This is a genomic window from Streptomyces sp. NPDC048436 (assembly GCF_043200355.1).
Taxonomy (GTDB): Bacteria; Actinomycetota; Actinomycetes; order Streptomycetales; family Streptomycetaceae; genus Streptomyces.
In genome coordinates, this window is sequence record NZ_JBICXP010000015.1 from 144,283 (window position 1) to 158,786 (window position 14,504).

The 14,504-nt window shown below is 69.2% G+C and carries 11 protein-coding genes and 2 tRNA genes; 5 read left to right on the top strand and 8 right to left on the bottom strand.

Features of this window, described 5'->3' with window-relative positions; all coding sequences use genetic code 11:
- Positions 1–254 precede the first annotated feature (254 nt).
- The gene (locus ACGFX9_RS35215; protein WP_393482834.1) at positions 255–1,625 is read left to right on the top strand and encodes a condensation domain-containing protein; all 1,371 of its coding nucleotides are present in this window, start codon (positions 255–257) and stop codon (positions 1,623–1,625) included.
- Positions 1,622–2,989: a hypothetical protein gene (locus ACGFX9_RS35220; RefSeq protein WP_393482837.1), complete on the top strand. Its 1,368-nt coding sequence runs from the start codon at positions 1,622–1,624 to the stop codon at positions 2,987–2,989. Before ACGFX9_RS35215 ends, ACGFX9_RS35220 begins: the two co-directional genes overlap by 4 nt.
- A gap of 46 nt (positions 2,990–3,035) precedes the next feature.
- Here ACGFX9_RS35220 and ACGFX9_RS35225 read toward each other — a convergent pair whose 3' ends face one another.
- Both ACGFX9_RS35225 and ACGFX9_RS35230 read right to left on the bottom strand, forming a co-directional pair.
- Positions 3,036–3,404 (bottom strand): hypothetical protein, encoded by a 369-nt coding sequence (locus ACGFX9_RS35225; protein ID WP_393482840.1) that lies wholly within the window; start codon positions 3,402–3,404, stop codon positions 3,036–3,038.
- Between the two features lie 209 nt (positions 3,405–3,613).
- Positions 3,614–3,686 (bottom strand) — tRNA-Ala (locus ACGFX9_RS35230).
- Positions 3,687–3,868: 182 nt separating this feature from the next.
- On the opposite strand from ACGFX9_RS35230, the gene ACGFX9_RS35235 reads away from it, so the two are divergent.
- Together ACGFX9_RS35235 and ACGFX9_RS35240 are read left to right on the top strand one after the other, a co-directional pair.
- Entirely contained in the window at positions 3,869–4,417 is a 549-nt protein-coding gene (locus ACGFX9_RS35235) for a DNA-binding protein (RefSeq protein ID WP_160506124.1), read from the top strand.
- A gap of 49 nt (positions 4,418–4,466) precedes the next feature.
- Complete coding sequence (locus ACGFX9_RS35240; RefSeq protein WP_393482843.1) at positions 4,467–5,963, top strand: protein kinase; 1,497 nt, start codon at positions 4,467–4,469, stop codon at positions 5,961–5,963.
- A gap of 1 nt (position 5,964) precedes the next feature.
- On the opposite strand, the gene ACGFX9_RS35245 is transcribed toward ACGFX9_RS35240, so the two are convergent.
- Together ACGFX9_RS35245 and ACGFX9_RS35250 are read right to left on the bottom strand one after the other, a co-directional pair.
- A complete protein-coding gene (locus tag ACGFX9_RS35245) occupies positions 5,965–7,209 on the bottom strand; it encodes a hypothetical protein (protein WP_393482846.1) in 1,245 nt (414 codons plus the stop codon).
- Between the two features lie 233 nt (positions 7,210–7,442).
- Entirely contained in the window at positions 7,443–7,571 is a 129-nt protein-coding gene (locus tag ACGFX9_RS35250; RefSeq protein ID WP_003999697.1) for a DLW-39 family protein, read from the bottom strand.
- A 336-nt stretch (positions 7,572–7,907) separates the two neighbouring features.
- Between ACGFX9_RS35250 and ACGFX9_RS35255 the strand changes: the two genes are divergently transcribed.
- Complete coding sequence (locus ACGFX9_RS35255) at positions 7,908–8,237, top strand: DUF6344 domain-containing protein (RefSeq protein WP_393482849.1); 330 nt, start codon at positions 7,908–7,910, stop codon at positions 8,235–8,237.
- A gap of 497 nt (positions 8,238–8,734) precedes the next feature.
- On the opposite strand, the gene ACGFX9_RS35260 is transcribed toward ACGFX9_RS35255, so the two are convergent.
- The 4 genes from ACGFX9_RS35260 to gyrB all read right to left on the bottom strand — a co-directional run bounded on the left by ACGFX9_RS35260 (position 8,735) and on the right by gyrB (position 14,400).
- Positions 8,735–8,811, bottom strand: a tRNA-Ile gene (locus ACGFX9_RS35260).
- Between the two features lie 129 nt (positions 8,812–8,940).
- Positions 8,941–9,669 (bottom strand): DUF3566 domain-containing protein, encoded by a 729-nt coding sequence (locus ACGFX9_RS35265; RefSeq protein ID WP_393482852.1) that lies wholly within the window; start codon positions 9,667–9,669, stop codon positions 8,941–8,943.
- An 18-nt stretch (positions 9,670–9,687) separates the two neighbouring features.
- Positions 9,688–12,288 carry a DNA gyrase subunit A gene (gene gyrA / locus ACGFX9_RS35270; protein ID WP_393482855.1) on the bottom strand — a complete coding sequence of 867 codons (2,601 nt, stop codon included), beginning with the start codon at positions 12,286–12,288 and terminating at the stop codon, positions 9,688–9,690.
- 42 nt (positions 12,289–12,330) lie between these two features.
- Positions 12,331–14,400, bottom strand: a complete 2,070-nt coding sequence (gene gyrB / locus ACGFX9_RS35275; protein ID WP_393482858.1) for a DNA topoisomerase (ATP-hydrolyzing) subunit B — start codon at positions 14,398–14,400, stop codon at positions 12,331–12,333.
- Between the last annotated feature and the right edge of the window lie 104 nt (positions 14,401–14,504).

The window sequence follows — 14,504 nt, forward strand, 5'->3', positions numbered from 1 at the left end:
ACGTGACGGTCTCACCTGTACTCCATCCCGCCGTACGCACCGGGACGGCGGGACGAGTATCGCGCTGTCCCGGCGGCCCGGGACAGTCGCCGAAAGCACGGTCGTCCGGGTGGTGACCGCGGTGTCACCACTCTGATGGTCAGCCAAGGGCTGACGCACAGATGAGACGTTGCCCGCCGCTCACCGTCTGCGTAGCGTCTGGCCCCCGGTCCGTGCGCCCCCGAGTGGCGGACCCTCTTCACAGGAGCGTGGCCTTGAGTTCGGTACGGCAGGGTGCGGACACTGAGCTCCACAACAGCCCGGCACAGCGGGCCGCGCTCCGCGGTCGGGCCGACGGCAACACGGACTCCGCGTACTGCCTGACCGCCGCTCTGGAGATCGAAGGACCGGCGGACGAGGCCGTGATCCGGGCGCGACTGCACCGCGTTGCACTCCGGCGTCCGGCGCTGCGCGCCCGATTCGAGGACGGTGACAAACACCGGCCGGTCGACTGCGGCGAACCGGAGCTGGTCCGTGTCACCGTCGACGGCCCCACCCCCGCGGACCGGTGGCGGGGGGCCCACGAGCTGGCCCGGCAGGAGGCACACAGGTCGTTCCCTGAAGGCCTGATGCCCCGTATCCGAGGGGTCCTCTTCAGCGCGTCCGTCGACCGCCACCTGCTGGTGGTCGGCGTCGACCCGCTCGTCTGCGACGCCTGGTCGGCCAACTTGGTGGTGGAACAGCTCCTGGCGGAGGAGGACGAGCCGGGCCCAGACGGCTACGAGACCGTCTGGCGGGCCAGGGAGGAATGGCTCGACAGCACCGAAGGGGAGCAGGCGACGGCCAGTCGGCGCGACGACGTGGCGGGCGCCCTGCGTCACTGGCCGGTGGCCAGGAACGCGTCCGCACCACGCCCCTCGGTCATCGAGCAGGTGACCGACCTGGACGACGACGTGGTAGCCGCCCTGCGTGACCGCATCCGCCAGGTGCGCGGCACGATGCTGGCCGTGGGGGCCCAGGCCCTCGCCCTGAGCGCCGCCACCGCCCGGCCGGACGTCCCGCTGGCCCTCACCACGACGCTCGCGGCGCGTCTCCCCAAGGAGGAGGCAGTGGTGGGCCGGCTGGCCAACGACGCGGTGATCGTCGTCCCGGCCCGAACCGGCACCGTCAAGGAACATCTGACGGCGATCAGGGCTCAGATCTTCGCGGCCCTCCTCGAACAGCGCACCCCCTACGAGCGGATCGAGGACGCGCTGGACGGCTCGGCCGCCCCGACCGGCGTCTCCTTCTCCCTGCTCTTCCTGCCCGGCACGCTGAGCGGCGGCACCCAGCGTGACGCGTACCTGGGCGGTGCGCGGGCGACCAGGGCCGCGGTGTCAGTCTGCTCGACCGGGGCCGACGTCGACCTGTTCATGGTGGAGCGGCCCCCACCGCGCGGTGACGGCACCCGGCCGCTCCTGCGCGTCGGAGCGACGGCGCGGCGCGGGAGAGTGGCCGAGGAGGACGTCCACCGCATCCTCACGGCCTGGACGGGCACCCTGGCCCGGCTGGCCCGGCTGGACTGGGCGTCGGCGCCGGTCGGAGAAGCGGGCGGCGCTCCCGGCACGCATGGACCCAGCACGCACGGACCCGGCCCGGCGCGATGAACGACCGGGTCACGGAGGCCTACCTCCGGGAGTCCGCCGCCCCCGGCAGCAGACTGCCGATGCTGCTGGGCGAGGCCCGGCTTCCCGCCATCCTGACCGCCGCCTACGGGGCGCGTTTCCTGGCGCGGCCGCTGTTCGTCCAGGACGATCACGTGACACGCCTCGCCGACGATCTTGCCCGGTTGTACGGCCTGATCGCCGCCCTGCCCGACCTCATGTTCGACGGCGATCTCGACCGGTACTGCGCGGCCCTGGGCATCGGCGAGCGCAAGAGGAGACTGGTAACCCGCCTCGGCGGCGGGGCCCCGCCGCTCTACGGACGGGCCGACCTGTCGTACGACGGCCAGAGGTTCCGGCTGCTGGAGTTCAACATCACCAGTGAGATCGGCGGCGTGGAGCGAGGCGGGGAGCTCCCACGGGCGCTGGCTCAGTCGGAGTGCTTCGCGCCGTTCGCCGCGGTCCACGGCCTGCGCCACGTCGATACGGGGCAGCGCGTCGCCGACACGCTGAGGACCGCGGCGAAGGCTGTAGGCCGGGGCGAGTCCCCCGTCGTCGCGATCATCGAAGCCCCTGGCGGGCTCGCCGCGAACGGCCCGGGCTGGCGCGCGGTGGCGGCGGTCCTGCGCCGCAGCGGGCTCGATTGCGTCGTCGGAGAGGTCCAGGAGATCCGGCAGCGCGGCAACCTCCTCGTACTCGACGGCCGCACGGTGGACGTGGTGCTGCGCAGTTTCACGATCGAGGAGCTGCTCGCCCACGAGGACGGGGAGATCCTGGCCGAACCCCTCTTCCGTGCCCACGAGGACGGCACCGCGGTGCTGTGGACCCCCATGGAGTCCGGCCTCGTCGACAACAAGGCCTGCCTGGCCATGCTCTGCCACCCGCGCCTGCGCGCGTCCGTCTCGGCCGATGAACGGGAGCTGATCGACCGGGTGCTCCCGTGGACGCGAGCGGTACCCCCCAGCCCCGCTACCACGGACTCCGCCCTCTTTGACAGGTGCATGGCCGACCGGACGGAACTGATCCTCAAGCCGAACGCGGAGTACGGCGGCGAGGGCGTCGTCGCGGGGTGGGAGGCCACGGAAGAGCAGTGGCGACACGTCCTCGGCTCGGTGGGCCCCGAGGGTGCCGTCGTCCAGCGCCGCGCCTTGCCCCGGCCGGAGCCGGTCGTCGACCCCTTCACCGGGCGCATCCGCGACTGGCGGACGGTCTGGGGCTTGTTCCTGACGCCCACAGGCCACGCGGGCCTGGAGGCCCGCGCCGTCCCCGCCGACGACGGCGCCGTCGTCGGTCTGAGGACCAACGCCCAGGCGTGCATCGCCGGGGTATTCACCTACCCCGCCACCGCCACGGCCCCCGCGGCATGACGGGGCCGGTCCGGCAGGACGGGCGCCCCTCAGTCGGACCGCCCACTCAGGCCCGGTCCGTCAGCTCCTCGGCGAACACCTGCGACAGGGGCTGCGGACCCACGTACTGCTGGCAGTTGCACTGAGCGGCCTCGTACCTCAGCGGCTTCTTGTTCTCGTCCCACTCCGTCGGCGCCTCGACCCGCTCATGGCACCGCCCATGCTTGTCGTGCTTGGCGAGGTGGTGCGTGCACCCGCACACCGGCTCCGGCGGCCGCTGCGCCGCTTCGAGGGCCAGCCGCTCCTGCTTCGCGGCGTCCAGGACCTCCATCTTGCGCTCGTGCCGGTTACGCAGAGCGGTACGGACGTTGTCGGCTACCCAGGCGAAGCCACCCGTCCAGAAGATGATGAGTAGCACCCATATCCAGCCGTCCACCGGTTTCTCCTTCCCCCTGCACCACCGAAGTTCAGAGTAGACCCCAGGGCGCCTCCTGTGCCCGGAGTGGTTCCCGTACAAGGTCACGCGGGAGAGTCCAGAGCGGTGCACCCCCCTGCAGGGCAGGCAAGCGGGCACAGAATGCCCACCGCGGACATAAGAAATGCCCTCTGGCCTGCGTTTCCGCAGGCCAGAGGGCATTTATTGAGTGGAGCCTAGGAGATTCGAACTCCTGACATCTGCCTTGCAAAGGCAGCGCTCTACCAACTGAGCTAAGGCCCCGAAAAGGGTGCGCCAACCGGAAGGAACCCGCTCCGGTGAGCAACGCAGACCAGAGTACCGGGTCACCCCCCAGATCTCGCAAAAGGATTGGGGGTCCCCGTGGACGACCACGCTCCGTAAGATGCTCGGCGTGGTTCGCGGCAGCGAACCACGGTTTTTTGGGGAAGCGATGGGGAGACGCAATGGACGCCGCACAACAAGAGACAACCGCGAGAGCACGAGAGCTCCAGCGGAACTGGTACGGGGAGCCGCTGGGGGCGCTCTTCCGTCGTCTCATAGATGATCTGGGCCTCAACCAGGCACGCCTCGCGGGCGTCCTCGGTCTGTCCGCGCCCATGCTGTCCCAGCTGATGAGCGGCCAGCGCGCCAAGATCGGCAACCCCGCCGTCGTCCAGCGCGTCCAGTTGCTCCAGGAGCTGGCGGGCCAGGTCGCCGACGGCAGTGTGAGCGCCGCCGAGGCCACCGACCGCATGGACGAGATCAAGAAGTCCCAGGGCGGCTCCGTCCTGACCAACACCTCGCAGTCGACGACCAGCTCGGGTGCGCCCACAGTGAAGCGTGTGGTGCGTGAGATCCAGTCGCTGCTGCGCTCCGTGGCGGCGGCGGGCGACATCATCGATGCCGCGGACTCCCTCGCCCCGACCCACCCGGAACTGGCAGAGTTCCTCCGGGTGTACGGCGCCGGACGCACCGCGGACGCGGTCGCCCATTACGAGGCACACCAGAACTGAGCCGTCGGCCGGGCCACCGGGCGGCCCGGAGGGGGAGCGATGCGCGACCATGGGTGAGGTCTTCGCCGGGCGGTACGAACTGGTCGATCCGATCGGACGCGGGGGAGTCGGTGCGGTCTGGCGCGCCTGGGACCACCGGCGGCGCAGGTATGTGGCCGCGAAGGTCCTGCAACAGAGCGACGCGCACGCACTGCTGCGCTTCGTGCGGGAACAGGCCCTCCGGATCGACCACCCCCATGTGCTCGCGCCCGCGAGCTGGGCCGCCGACGACGACAAGGTCCTGTTCACCATGGCCTTGGTCGCCGGCGGCTCACTGGCCCATGTGGTCGGCGACTACGGCCCGTTGCCGCCCGGCCTGACCTGCACGCTTCTGGACCAGCTGCTGTCCGGCCTGGCCGCGGTGCACGCGGAGGGGGTCGTGCACCGTGACATCAAGCCCGCCAACATCCTGCTCGAAGCCACCGGCATCGCCCGTCCGCACCTTCGGCTCTCCGACTTCGGCATCTCGATGCGGATGGGCGAGCCACGACTGACGGAGACCAACTACGTGGTGGGCACGCCCGGTTACTTCGCTCCCGAGCAGATGATGGGGGCCGAGCCGGACTTCACCGCAGACCTCTTCGCGGTCGGCCTCGTGGCCCTGTATCTCCTTCAGGGCGCGAAACCGGACGCCAAGGCCCTGATCGAACACTTCGCCGCGCACGGCACGCCCAGGGCGCCGCGGGGCGTGCCGGAGCCGCTGTGGCAGGTAGTCGCCACGCTCCTCCAGCCGGACCCACAGGCACGGTTCCGCACCGCCACAGGCGCACGCAAGGCGTTGACGTCGGCTGCCGAGCTACTGCCGGAGCCGGGCCCCGACGACGAACTCGTCGAAATCTTCGACCAACTGGGCCCACTCCCAGGAGGCTTCACCCCCGAGGGCCCCTCCCCAAGCACCCCCCACCCAGGCCCACACGACTTCCGCCCCAACGGCCACCCTGCGAGCACTCCGCAACCGGGCCCGCTCCCACAGGGATCCGACCCCGGCAGCCACCCCGCGAGCACCCAGCAACCGGCCCCGCCCCCGCAGAGGCCCAGCCCCGAGGCCCCCTTCTCCAGCACTCCGCCCCCACAGGACTTCCGCCCCAACAGCCACCCCGCCAGCACCCCGCAACCACGCCTCGCCCCGGCCTCCGTGCCGCCGCCGCCCCGCTTCTCCCCTCAGACGGGCAGCTTCCCTCTCGCGCCGCCCCCGCAGGCGACACCGCAGGCGACACCGCCGGCAACGCAGCCATCCACCCCGCCGCCCACGCCACCGCCGGTCATGCCCCCGCCCACACCACCGGCCCAGCGGCCGCAGGCAGCGCCACCCGCCGCCCCCGCCGCGTCCCCGTACGCCCACTCCCCCCACCGCACTCCGCTCCAGAGCCGCCCGGCTCCGCCAGCTCCGCAGCGGAGGCGGCGGACTGAACCGCGGCCGGGGCCGCCCCCGAAGGTGGCGATCCCGATGCTGCTGGCCGCGCTCGCGTGCTTCGCGGTAGGTATCTGGGCCCTGACCCAGAGCTGATTCAGACCGGCGGCCCGAACCGCCCCGCCGAAACAGCCGCCGCCCGCCGCCGCCCCACCAGCGTCCACACCCCAAGGATCCCCAGCAGCAACGACCCTGCCCCGAACCCCCCGGCGGCGACCACCTTCATGACGCCCCCGTCCCCACCGCCGCCCCCGGCAGCCCCCTCGTCCCGCCCGGTGACGCTGAACTCGTCCGCCGGCCGCGCCGACCCGACGTACGCGGGCCCCGCCTTCGCTGCGCCGTCGACGTTCACCCGCAGCGTCAGATCCAGCGGCCCCTTGCCGAACTGCTGCGCGACGTCCGGGTTGAGGTGGACCGAGAGGTAGTACCAACCGGCGAACCGGGTCGCGGCCACGCCGTCGTTCGGGGAGTAGCGGTTCTCGTACGCGACCGGAGCCATCGGTTCCAGCGTGGCCGACTTCGGCTTGCCGTCGTACACCGTGTCCGCGTCGTCGACGCGAGCCCGCACCGGATTGGACAGCGACATGACGAGCGCCGACATCACGAACTCGCCCCTGCCCCCGCTCGCACCGCCCAGCTCGGCACTGGCCGAGATCTGCTGCCCCCAGTCGACCGGCACGCGGTAGAAGAGCGTCCGGCCCGGCCTGATCCGGTCACCCCAGACGCCCGCCTTCAGCGCCCGGGCGTCGTTGAAGCTCGTGCCGCCCGCGCGTTCCTCGCGCCGGGCGTCGGGCGCGGGGGGCGTGGCGGAGTTCCAGGAGCCGGGCGGCGTGGTGGAGACGCTCTTCGTCACGCCGGGCTCCGAGACGACGCGAAGCTCCGTGTCCCACGTCTCCGTACTGGAGCCGGTGTCGCTGTTCCGCTCGACCACCACGTAGTACGTTCCTGCCACCTTGCACCGGTGCTCGGCGGGGCCCACCGACCGTGCCGCCAAGGCGGTGATGGGCCGCGGGCTCTGCGACGTACCGAACCGCGCGTTCCCGGAGTTGCAGTCGTTGCCGTCCGTGTCCTGCAAAGACACTTCGACGCCGTCCCCATAGGCGACCTTGGCGCCCGGCCCGGGGACCGCGGTGGCCGAGACGTACACCGTCTCCCTGGCATCGAGCCGCAACCGGTAGTAGAGCCTCCCGCCACGCGCGATGCTGCTCCTGTACGTCGACCCGGGGCTGAGCTGCACGCCGTCCGCACCAGTCGTCGCACCGTCGACCGCCACGGCCCGGTCATCGAAGGCGTACGAACCCGGCGTGCCCGGGGCGCCCGCCGCCACCCCCGGAAGAGCCACCCCCGCACATAACACCGCCCCCGCGGCCGCTCCCGCCCAGCCTCTGCGCAGCCGCCCCATCACGTGCCACCCCTCCCGAAGACACCACGCCACTGAAGACACTGAAGAAGACACTGAAAACGACTTGCTCCGGCAAATTCAACCGGCAGGCGAAAACCGGCCACCGACCCGGACAGCACAAGGCCCCGGTCGCAGAAGCGACCGGGGCCTTGTAAAGAGACTGTTGTCGGTACTCACGAACCCGTGGGCACGGAGTCAGTCGCCTCCGTCCACAGATCCTGCTCGGCGCGATCCGCCTGGATCTGGCGGTACACGAGGAGTCCGCCGATGGCGGCCAGGGCGACCAGGAGAAGCTTCTTCACCGCGCGACCTCGTCTTTCTTGACGTAAGGGACCTCTGGCGCCCGACTATACACACCGACCGATACCGATCGGTGACCTGGATCCACCCCAACTCCCGCCCCGGACACAGCAGTCGAATCGGCCATCGCCGCTCCTGGCGCCGCACGGCCCCGCCGCGCCACTCGCCGCTCTCGACCTCACCCGACCCTCTCTCAGGCCCCTCAGCGGCCGTTTACGGCCATACGGGTGGTGTTCATCTGAACATCGCCGCGCCACGAGCGTCGGTCCCCCACCTTCGAGCCCACATACACATCATGAGGAAAGTACGCAAATCGCCCAACCCGAAAGTGAGAAGCCATGACCGGCTCCAAGGCCCTGAAGCTGTGGACCACGCTCATCACCGCCTTCCTCGCGCTCTTCGCCGCGATGGGATTCACCACGACGGCAGCGGCGGCCACGCCGGTTCAGCAGGCCACGGAAACGTGCGAGAGCGCGCCGGTCATGACGGCACCATTGGCGGCCTACTGGGCAGCGGCGTACGAACGGTCCTTGCCGCCCACGATGAAGCAACGCATCCGCGCCGAGGCCCACGGATCGTCCCCCAGTTGCCGCCACCTCCCGACGGACGACACGGAGACGGCCGTTGAGGCCGAGGCCCATCCGGGCGGGCTCGCCGCAGAACCGTAGTCACGCGGACACGAGGCACACGCAGACACAGACACAGACGCAAGGAAGACCCCCAGCCGCCACGGGCTGGGGGTCTTCTTCGTATGAAGACGCCGTCCGCACGCCATCCCGTGTGACCGCCCGGTTCCTATCAGGTCCTCGTCGTTCTACTCTGTTGGACAGAGGAACGGCGAGACCGCGGCCCTTCGTGCCGCGTCAGCCGGATTCCTCTCACGGCTCCCAGCCCCCGGGTCGCGTGCAAGACCGCACCGGGAACGACCCGCTGGAGCCGTCTCGCCGACCTTGGCGGCTTCAGCACCTGTCCTCTGCTGCGTTCGGACAGGGCACTCCCGCGTCCTATCCACCACAGGGGACACCCGCGCGAGGAGGACATGGAGGGGAGCTCTGCCCCTCTCGCGCACTGGACGGCCGCCGTCGCCACTCAGTCGACGGCGGCCGTCTTCCTTGACCCACAACGCCAAAGACCCCCAACCGTGAACGGCTGGGGGTCTTCGTGCTGGTGGGGCTAACAGGATTTGAACCTGTGGCCTCATCCTTATCAGGGATGCGCTCTAACCAACTGAGCTATAGCCCCGCCGCGCTGCGGTGTGTCCCGCGCGCTGACCTCTGAAGATTAGCGCACGTGCGGGCCAGTCCCAAAATCGATACCTCCGCGGGCACCGGACAGGCCGCCGCGCGCTCCAGAACCCCGCCCTGAGCTGGACTACTCGTCCTCGGCCAGCGTCAGCTCGACGCCGCCCACAAAGCCCGCGGAGAGGTTGTAGATGAAGGCGCCGAGCGTCGCGAGGGCCGTGGCGAGGACCACGTCGATGACCGCGATGATCGTCGTGAACGTCAGGACGCGCGGAAGCGACAGGAACGACTGCAGATCGAAGCCGTTGGACTCGTTCGAGCCCGTCGCCTCGGAGATCGTGCCGCCCACCGTGGAGAAGACACCCATGGCGTCCATGACCATCCACAGCACGGCGGCCGCGACGATCGTGCAGATGCCGAGCGCGATGGAGAGCAGGAAACTGACCTTCATCACCGACCACGGGTCGGCCTTGGCCACCCGCAGCCGCGCCTTGCGCGTACGCGGCGTCGTGCGCGCCCCGGTCCGCGGCCGGCGCACGGAACCCGTCTGGGAACCCTGCTGGTACGCCTGCGGCGGGTGATACGGCTGGGACGCCTGCTGCTGGGACTGCTGGGGCTGTCGCTCCCCCGGCAGGGCGCCCGCGGCGCCCTGTGAACCCTGGGCCCCTTGGGACCCGGCCGCGTACGACGCGTCGTACTGCGCTGACTGAGCGGGCTGCGGCCCTCGGGTGTCGGTCACGGTTCCCCCCTGGGATCCACGAGACTCATGCGAGTCATCAGAATCAGTGGCGGAGCCACGGACACCGTCTGTACCGGCTTGGCCGGTTCCACTCGCTCCGGCGCCCGTGGCTCCACTCACGATGACTCTCTCCTCGCGCTACTCGGCCGTGGACTCCGTGCCCTCGTCCGTACCGACGGCCGGCTCGTCCTCGGCCGATTCGACGACGATGTCACCGTCGACTTCCTCAGCCTCGCGCCCGGCCTCGGCGTTACGAGCGATACCGACCACGGCATCGCGCTTGCCCAGGTTGATCAGTTGGACGCCCATGGTGTCACGGCCCGTCTCCCTGACCTCGTTGACTCGCGTACGAATCACACCGCCGCCGAGGGTGATGGCGAGGATCTCGTCGGTCTCCTCGGTCACCAGCGCGCCCACGAGTTCGCCGCGGTCCTCCACGATCTTGGCGGCCTTGATGCCGAGGCCGCCACGGCCCTGGACGCGGTACTCGTCGACGTTGGTCCGCTTCGCGTACCCACCGTCGGTTGCGGTGAACACGAACGTACCCGGCCTGACGACATTCATCGAGAGGAGCTCGTCGCCGCCACGGAAACTCATTCCCTTGACGCCCGACGTCGCACGCCCCATGGGACGCAGCGCGTCGTCGGTCGCGGTGAACCTGATCGACTGGGCCTTCTTGCTGATGAGCAGCAGGTCGTCCTCGGCCGATACGAGCTCGGCGCCGATCAGCTCGTCGTCCTTGCCGTCGTCCGTCTCGCGGAGGTTGATGGCGATGACGCCACCGGCGCGAGGCGAGTCGTAATCCTTGAGCGGGGTCTTCTTGACCAAGCCGCCCTTGGTGGCGAGCACCAGGTAGGGCACCGCTTCATAGTCACGGATCGCGAGGATCTCGGCGATCTTCTCGTCCGGCTGGAAGGCGAGCAGGTTCGCGACGTGCTGGCCACGGGCATCGCGTCCGGCGTCAGGCAGTTCGTACGCCTTGGCGCGGTACACACGGCCCTTGTTGGTGAAGAACAGCAGCCAGTGGTGGGTCGTGGACACGAAGAAGTGGTCGACGATGTCGTCTTCCTTCAGCTTCGTGCCGCGAACGCCCTTGCCGCCACGCTTCTGTGAGCGGTAATCAACCGTCTTCGTACGCTTGACGTAACCGCCGCGCGTGATCGTGACGACGATGTCGTCCTCGGCGATCAGGTCCTCCATGGACATGTCGCCGTCGAAGGGCACGAGCGCCGAGCGACGGTCCTCGCCGAACTTGTCGACGATCGCCGCGAGCTCATCGCTGATGATCTGGCGCTGCCGCTCGGGCGAGGCCAGGATCGCGTTGTACTCGTTGATCTTCGTCTGGAGGTCGTCGTGCTCGGCGACGATCTTCTGGCGCTCCAGGGCGGCGAGCCGGCGCAGCTGCATCTCGAGGATGGCGTTGGCCTGGATCTCGTCGATCGAGAGCAGCCCCATCAGGCCCTCACGCGCGACGTCCACGGTCTGGCTGGCCCGGATGAGCGCGATGACCTCGTCGATCGCGTCCAGGGCCTTCAGCAGGCCGCGCAGGATGTGCGCCCGCTCCTCGGCCTTGCGAAGCCGGAACTTCGTACGCCGGACGATGACCTCGACCTGGTGCGTCACCCAGTGCCGGATGAAGGCGTCCAGGGAGAGGGTGCGCGGCACACCGTCGACCAGGGCCAGCATGTTGGCGCTGAAGTTCGACTGCAAGTCGGTGTGCTTGTAGAGGTTGTTCAGTACGACCTTGGCGACCGCGTCCCGCTTCAGGACGACGACCAGGCGCTGGCCCGTACGCGAGGACGTCTCGTCGCGGACGTCGGCGATGCCGCCGACCCTGCCGTCCTTGACCAGGTCGGCGATCTTCTGCGCGAGGTTGTCGGGGTTGGTCTGGTAGGGGAGCTCGGTGACCACCAGGCACTGGCGGTTCTGGATCTCCTCGACCGCGACGACCGCGCGCATCGTGATGGAGCCACGGCCCGTGCGGTACGCCTCCTCGATGCCCTTTCGGCCCACTACTAGTGCGCCGGTCGGGAAATCGGGGCCCTTGATGCGCTCGATAAGAGCGTCGAGCAGCTCCTCGTGCGAGGCGTCCGGGTGCTCAAGGGCCCACTGCGCGCCCGCCGCGACCTCGCGGAGGTTGTGCGGCGGGATGTTGGTGGCCATGCCGACCGCGATGCCCGCCGAACCGTTGATCAGCAGGTTCGGGAAGCGGGCCGGCAGAACCGTGGGTTCCTTGTTGCGGCCGTCGTAGTTGTCCGTGAAGTCGACGGTCTCCTCGTCGATGTCACGGACCATCTCCATGGCCAGCGGCGCCATCTTGCACTCGGTGTACCGCATGGCGGCCGCCGGGTCGTTGCCCGGAGAGCCGAAGTTTCCGTTGGAGTCCACCAGGGGCATCCGCATCGACCACGGCTGGGCCAGGCGGACCAGGGCGTCGTAGATCGAGGAGTCGCCGTGCGGGTGGTAGGTGCCCATGACGTCGCCGACGACGCGGGCGCACTTGTAGAAGCCCTTCTCGGGGCGGTATCCGCCGTCGTACATCGCGTACAGCACGCGACGGTGGACGGGCTTCAGACCGTCCCGGACGTCGGGCAGCGCACGCGACACGATGACGGACATCGCGTAGTCGAGATACGAACGCTGCATCTCGGTCTCGAGCCCGACGGGCTCGACACGCATGCCCACGCCGGGGACGGCGGGCTCCTCTTCGGGCATCACAGGGGTGTTCTCGTCGGCCATTGCTGGTCAAAGTCCTTTCGAGGTGCGGCTCGTACGGCCGACTCAGATGTCGAGGAAGCGGACGTCCTTGGCGTTGCGCTGGATGAACGAGCGCCTCGCCTCGACGTCCTCGCCCATCAGCACAGAGAACAGGTCGTCGGCCTGCGCCGCGTCGTCCAGGGTGACCTGGCCGAGAACGCGGTGGTCCTGGTCCATCGTCGTGATGCGCAGTTCCTCTGCGTTCATCTCACCGAGACCCTTGAATCGCTGGACCGAGTCGTCCTTGATGCGCTTGCCCGCCTGGCGGCCGAGCTCGACCAGCGCGTCGCGCTCGCGGTCCGAGTACGCGTACTGGAAGTCGTCGCGGGACCACTTGATCTTGTACAGCGGCGGGCGCGAGAGGTACACGTGGCCGGACTCGACGAGCGGCCGCATGAAGCGGAACAGGAACGTCAGGAGCAGGGTGTTGATGTGCTGACCGTCGACGTCGGCGTCCGCCATCAGGATGATCTTGTGATAGCGGAGCTTCGCGATGTCGAAGTCCTCGTGCACGCCCGTGCCGAAGGCCGAGATGAGGGCCTGGACTTCCTGGTTCTGCAGGATCTTGTCGATCCGCGCCTTCTCGACGTTCAGGATCTTGCCTCGGATGGGCAGGATCGCCTGGTACATCGGGTTACGGCCGGACTTCGCCGAACCACCGGCGGAGTCACCCTCGACGATGAAGATCTCGCACTTCGTCGGGTCGTTCGACTGGCAGTCGGAGAGCTTGCCGGGCAGGGACGCCGACTCCAGGAGGCCCTTGCGGCGGGTCAGGTCGCGTGCCTTGCGGGCGGCGACGCGGGCCGTGGCGGCCTGGATGCTCTTGCGGATGATGTCCGCGGCCTCGTTCGGATGGCGGTCGAACCAGTCCGTGAGGTGCTCGTGCACGACCTTCTGTACGAAGGTCTTCGCCTCCGTGTTGCCCAGCTTGGTCTTGGTCTGGCCCTCGAACTGGGGCTCGCCGAGCTTCACCGAGATGATCGCCGTCAGACCCTCGCGGATGTCCTCGCCCGTGAGGTTGTCGTCCTTCTCGCGCAGCAGCTTCTTCTCGCGCGCGTACCGGTTGACCAGGCCCGTCAGAGCGGCCCTGAAGCCCTCTTCGTGCGTACCGCCCTCATGCGTGTGGATCGTGTTCGCGAAGGAGTAGACACCTTCGGTGTACTGCGAGTTCCACTGCATGGCGATCTCGGCCGAGAGCATGCGCTCCTTGTCCTCGGCCTCGACGTCGATGACGGTCGGGTGAATGACCTCGCCCTTGCGGGAGTTGAGGTACTTCACGAAGTCGACGATGCCGCCCTCGTAGTAGTACGTCACCGTGCGGGCCTCGGCGGCCTCGTCGTCGGTCGCCTCGACGGAGTCGGCACCGGCGGTCGCCTTCGCCGACTCGCGCTCATCAGTGAGTTTGATCGTCAAACCCTTGTTGAGGAACGCCATCTCCTGGAAGCGCCGCGCGAGCGTCTCGAAGGAGTAGTCGGTGGTCTCGAAGACATCGCCGTCGGCCCAGAAGGTGACCGACGTGCCGGTCTCCTCGGTGGCCTCGTGCTGGGCCAGCGGGGCCGTGGGGACGCCCAACTTGTAGTCCTGCGTCCAGCGGTACCCGTCGGTCCTGATCTCGACGGCGACCTTCGAGGACAGCGCGTTCACGACGGAGACGCCCACGCCGTGCAGACCGCCGGAGACCGCGTAGCCGCCGCCGCCGAACTTGCCGCCCGCGTGCAGCACGGTGAGCACGACCTCGACGGCCGGCTTGCCTTCGGACGCGACGATGCCCACCGGGATGCCGCGGCCGTTGTCGATGACGCGCACGCCGCCGTCGGGCAGGATCGTGACGTCGATCGTGTCCGCGTGGCCGGCCAGCGCCTCGTCGACGGAGTTGTCCACAACTTCCTGCACCATGTGATGCAGGCCACGCTCACCGGTCGAACCGATGTACATGCCGGGTCGCTTGCGGACCGCGTCCAGACCCTCGAGGACGGTGATCGCGCTGGCGTCGTACGAGGTTGTGACCTCGCCGTTCTCGCCAACGACGGTGGACGGGATGTTCTCGTTGGGGTTGCCGGAATCGGCCACGAAGCGCCCTTTCTGGCACAGCACAAGCCAAGCACCCGGCGGTGGCCGGAGCGGCTGCGTCGTTCAGCGATAGTCAGCGTTGTTCGGTGCGTCCCACAAGTGGGGCGGGATTAGCTTCCAGTCTACCG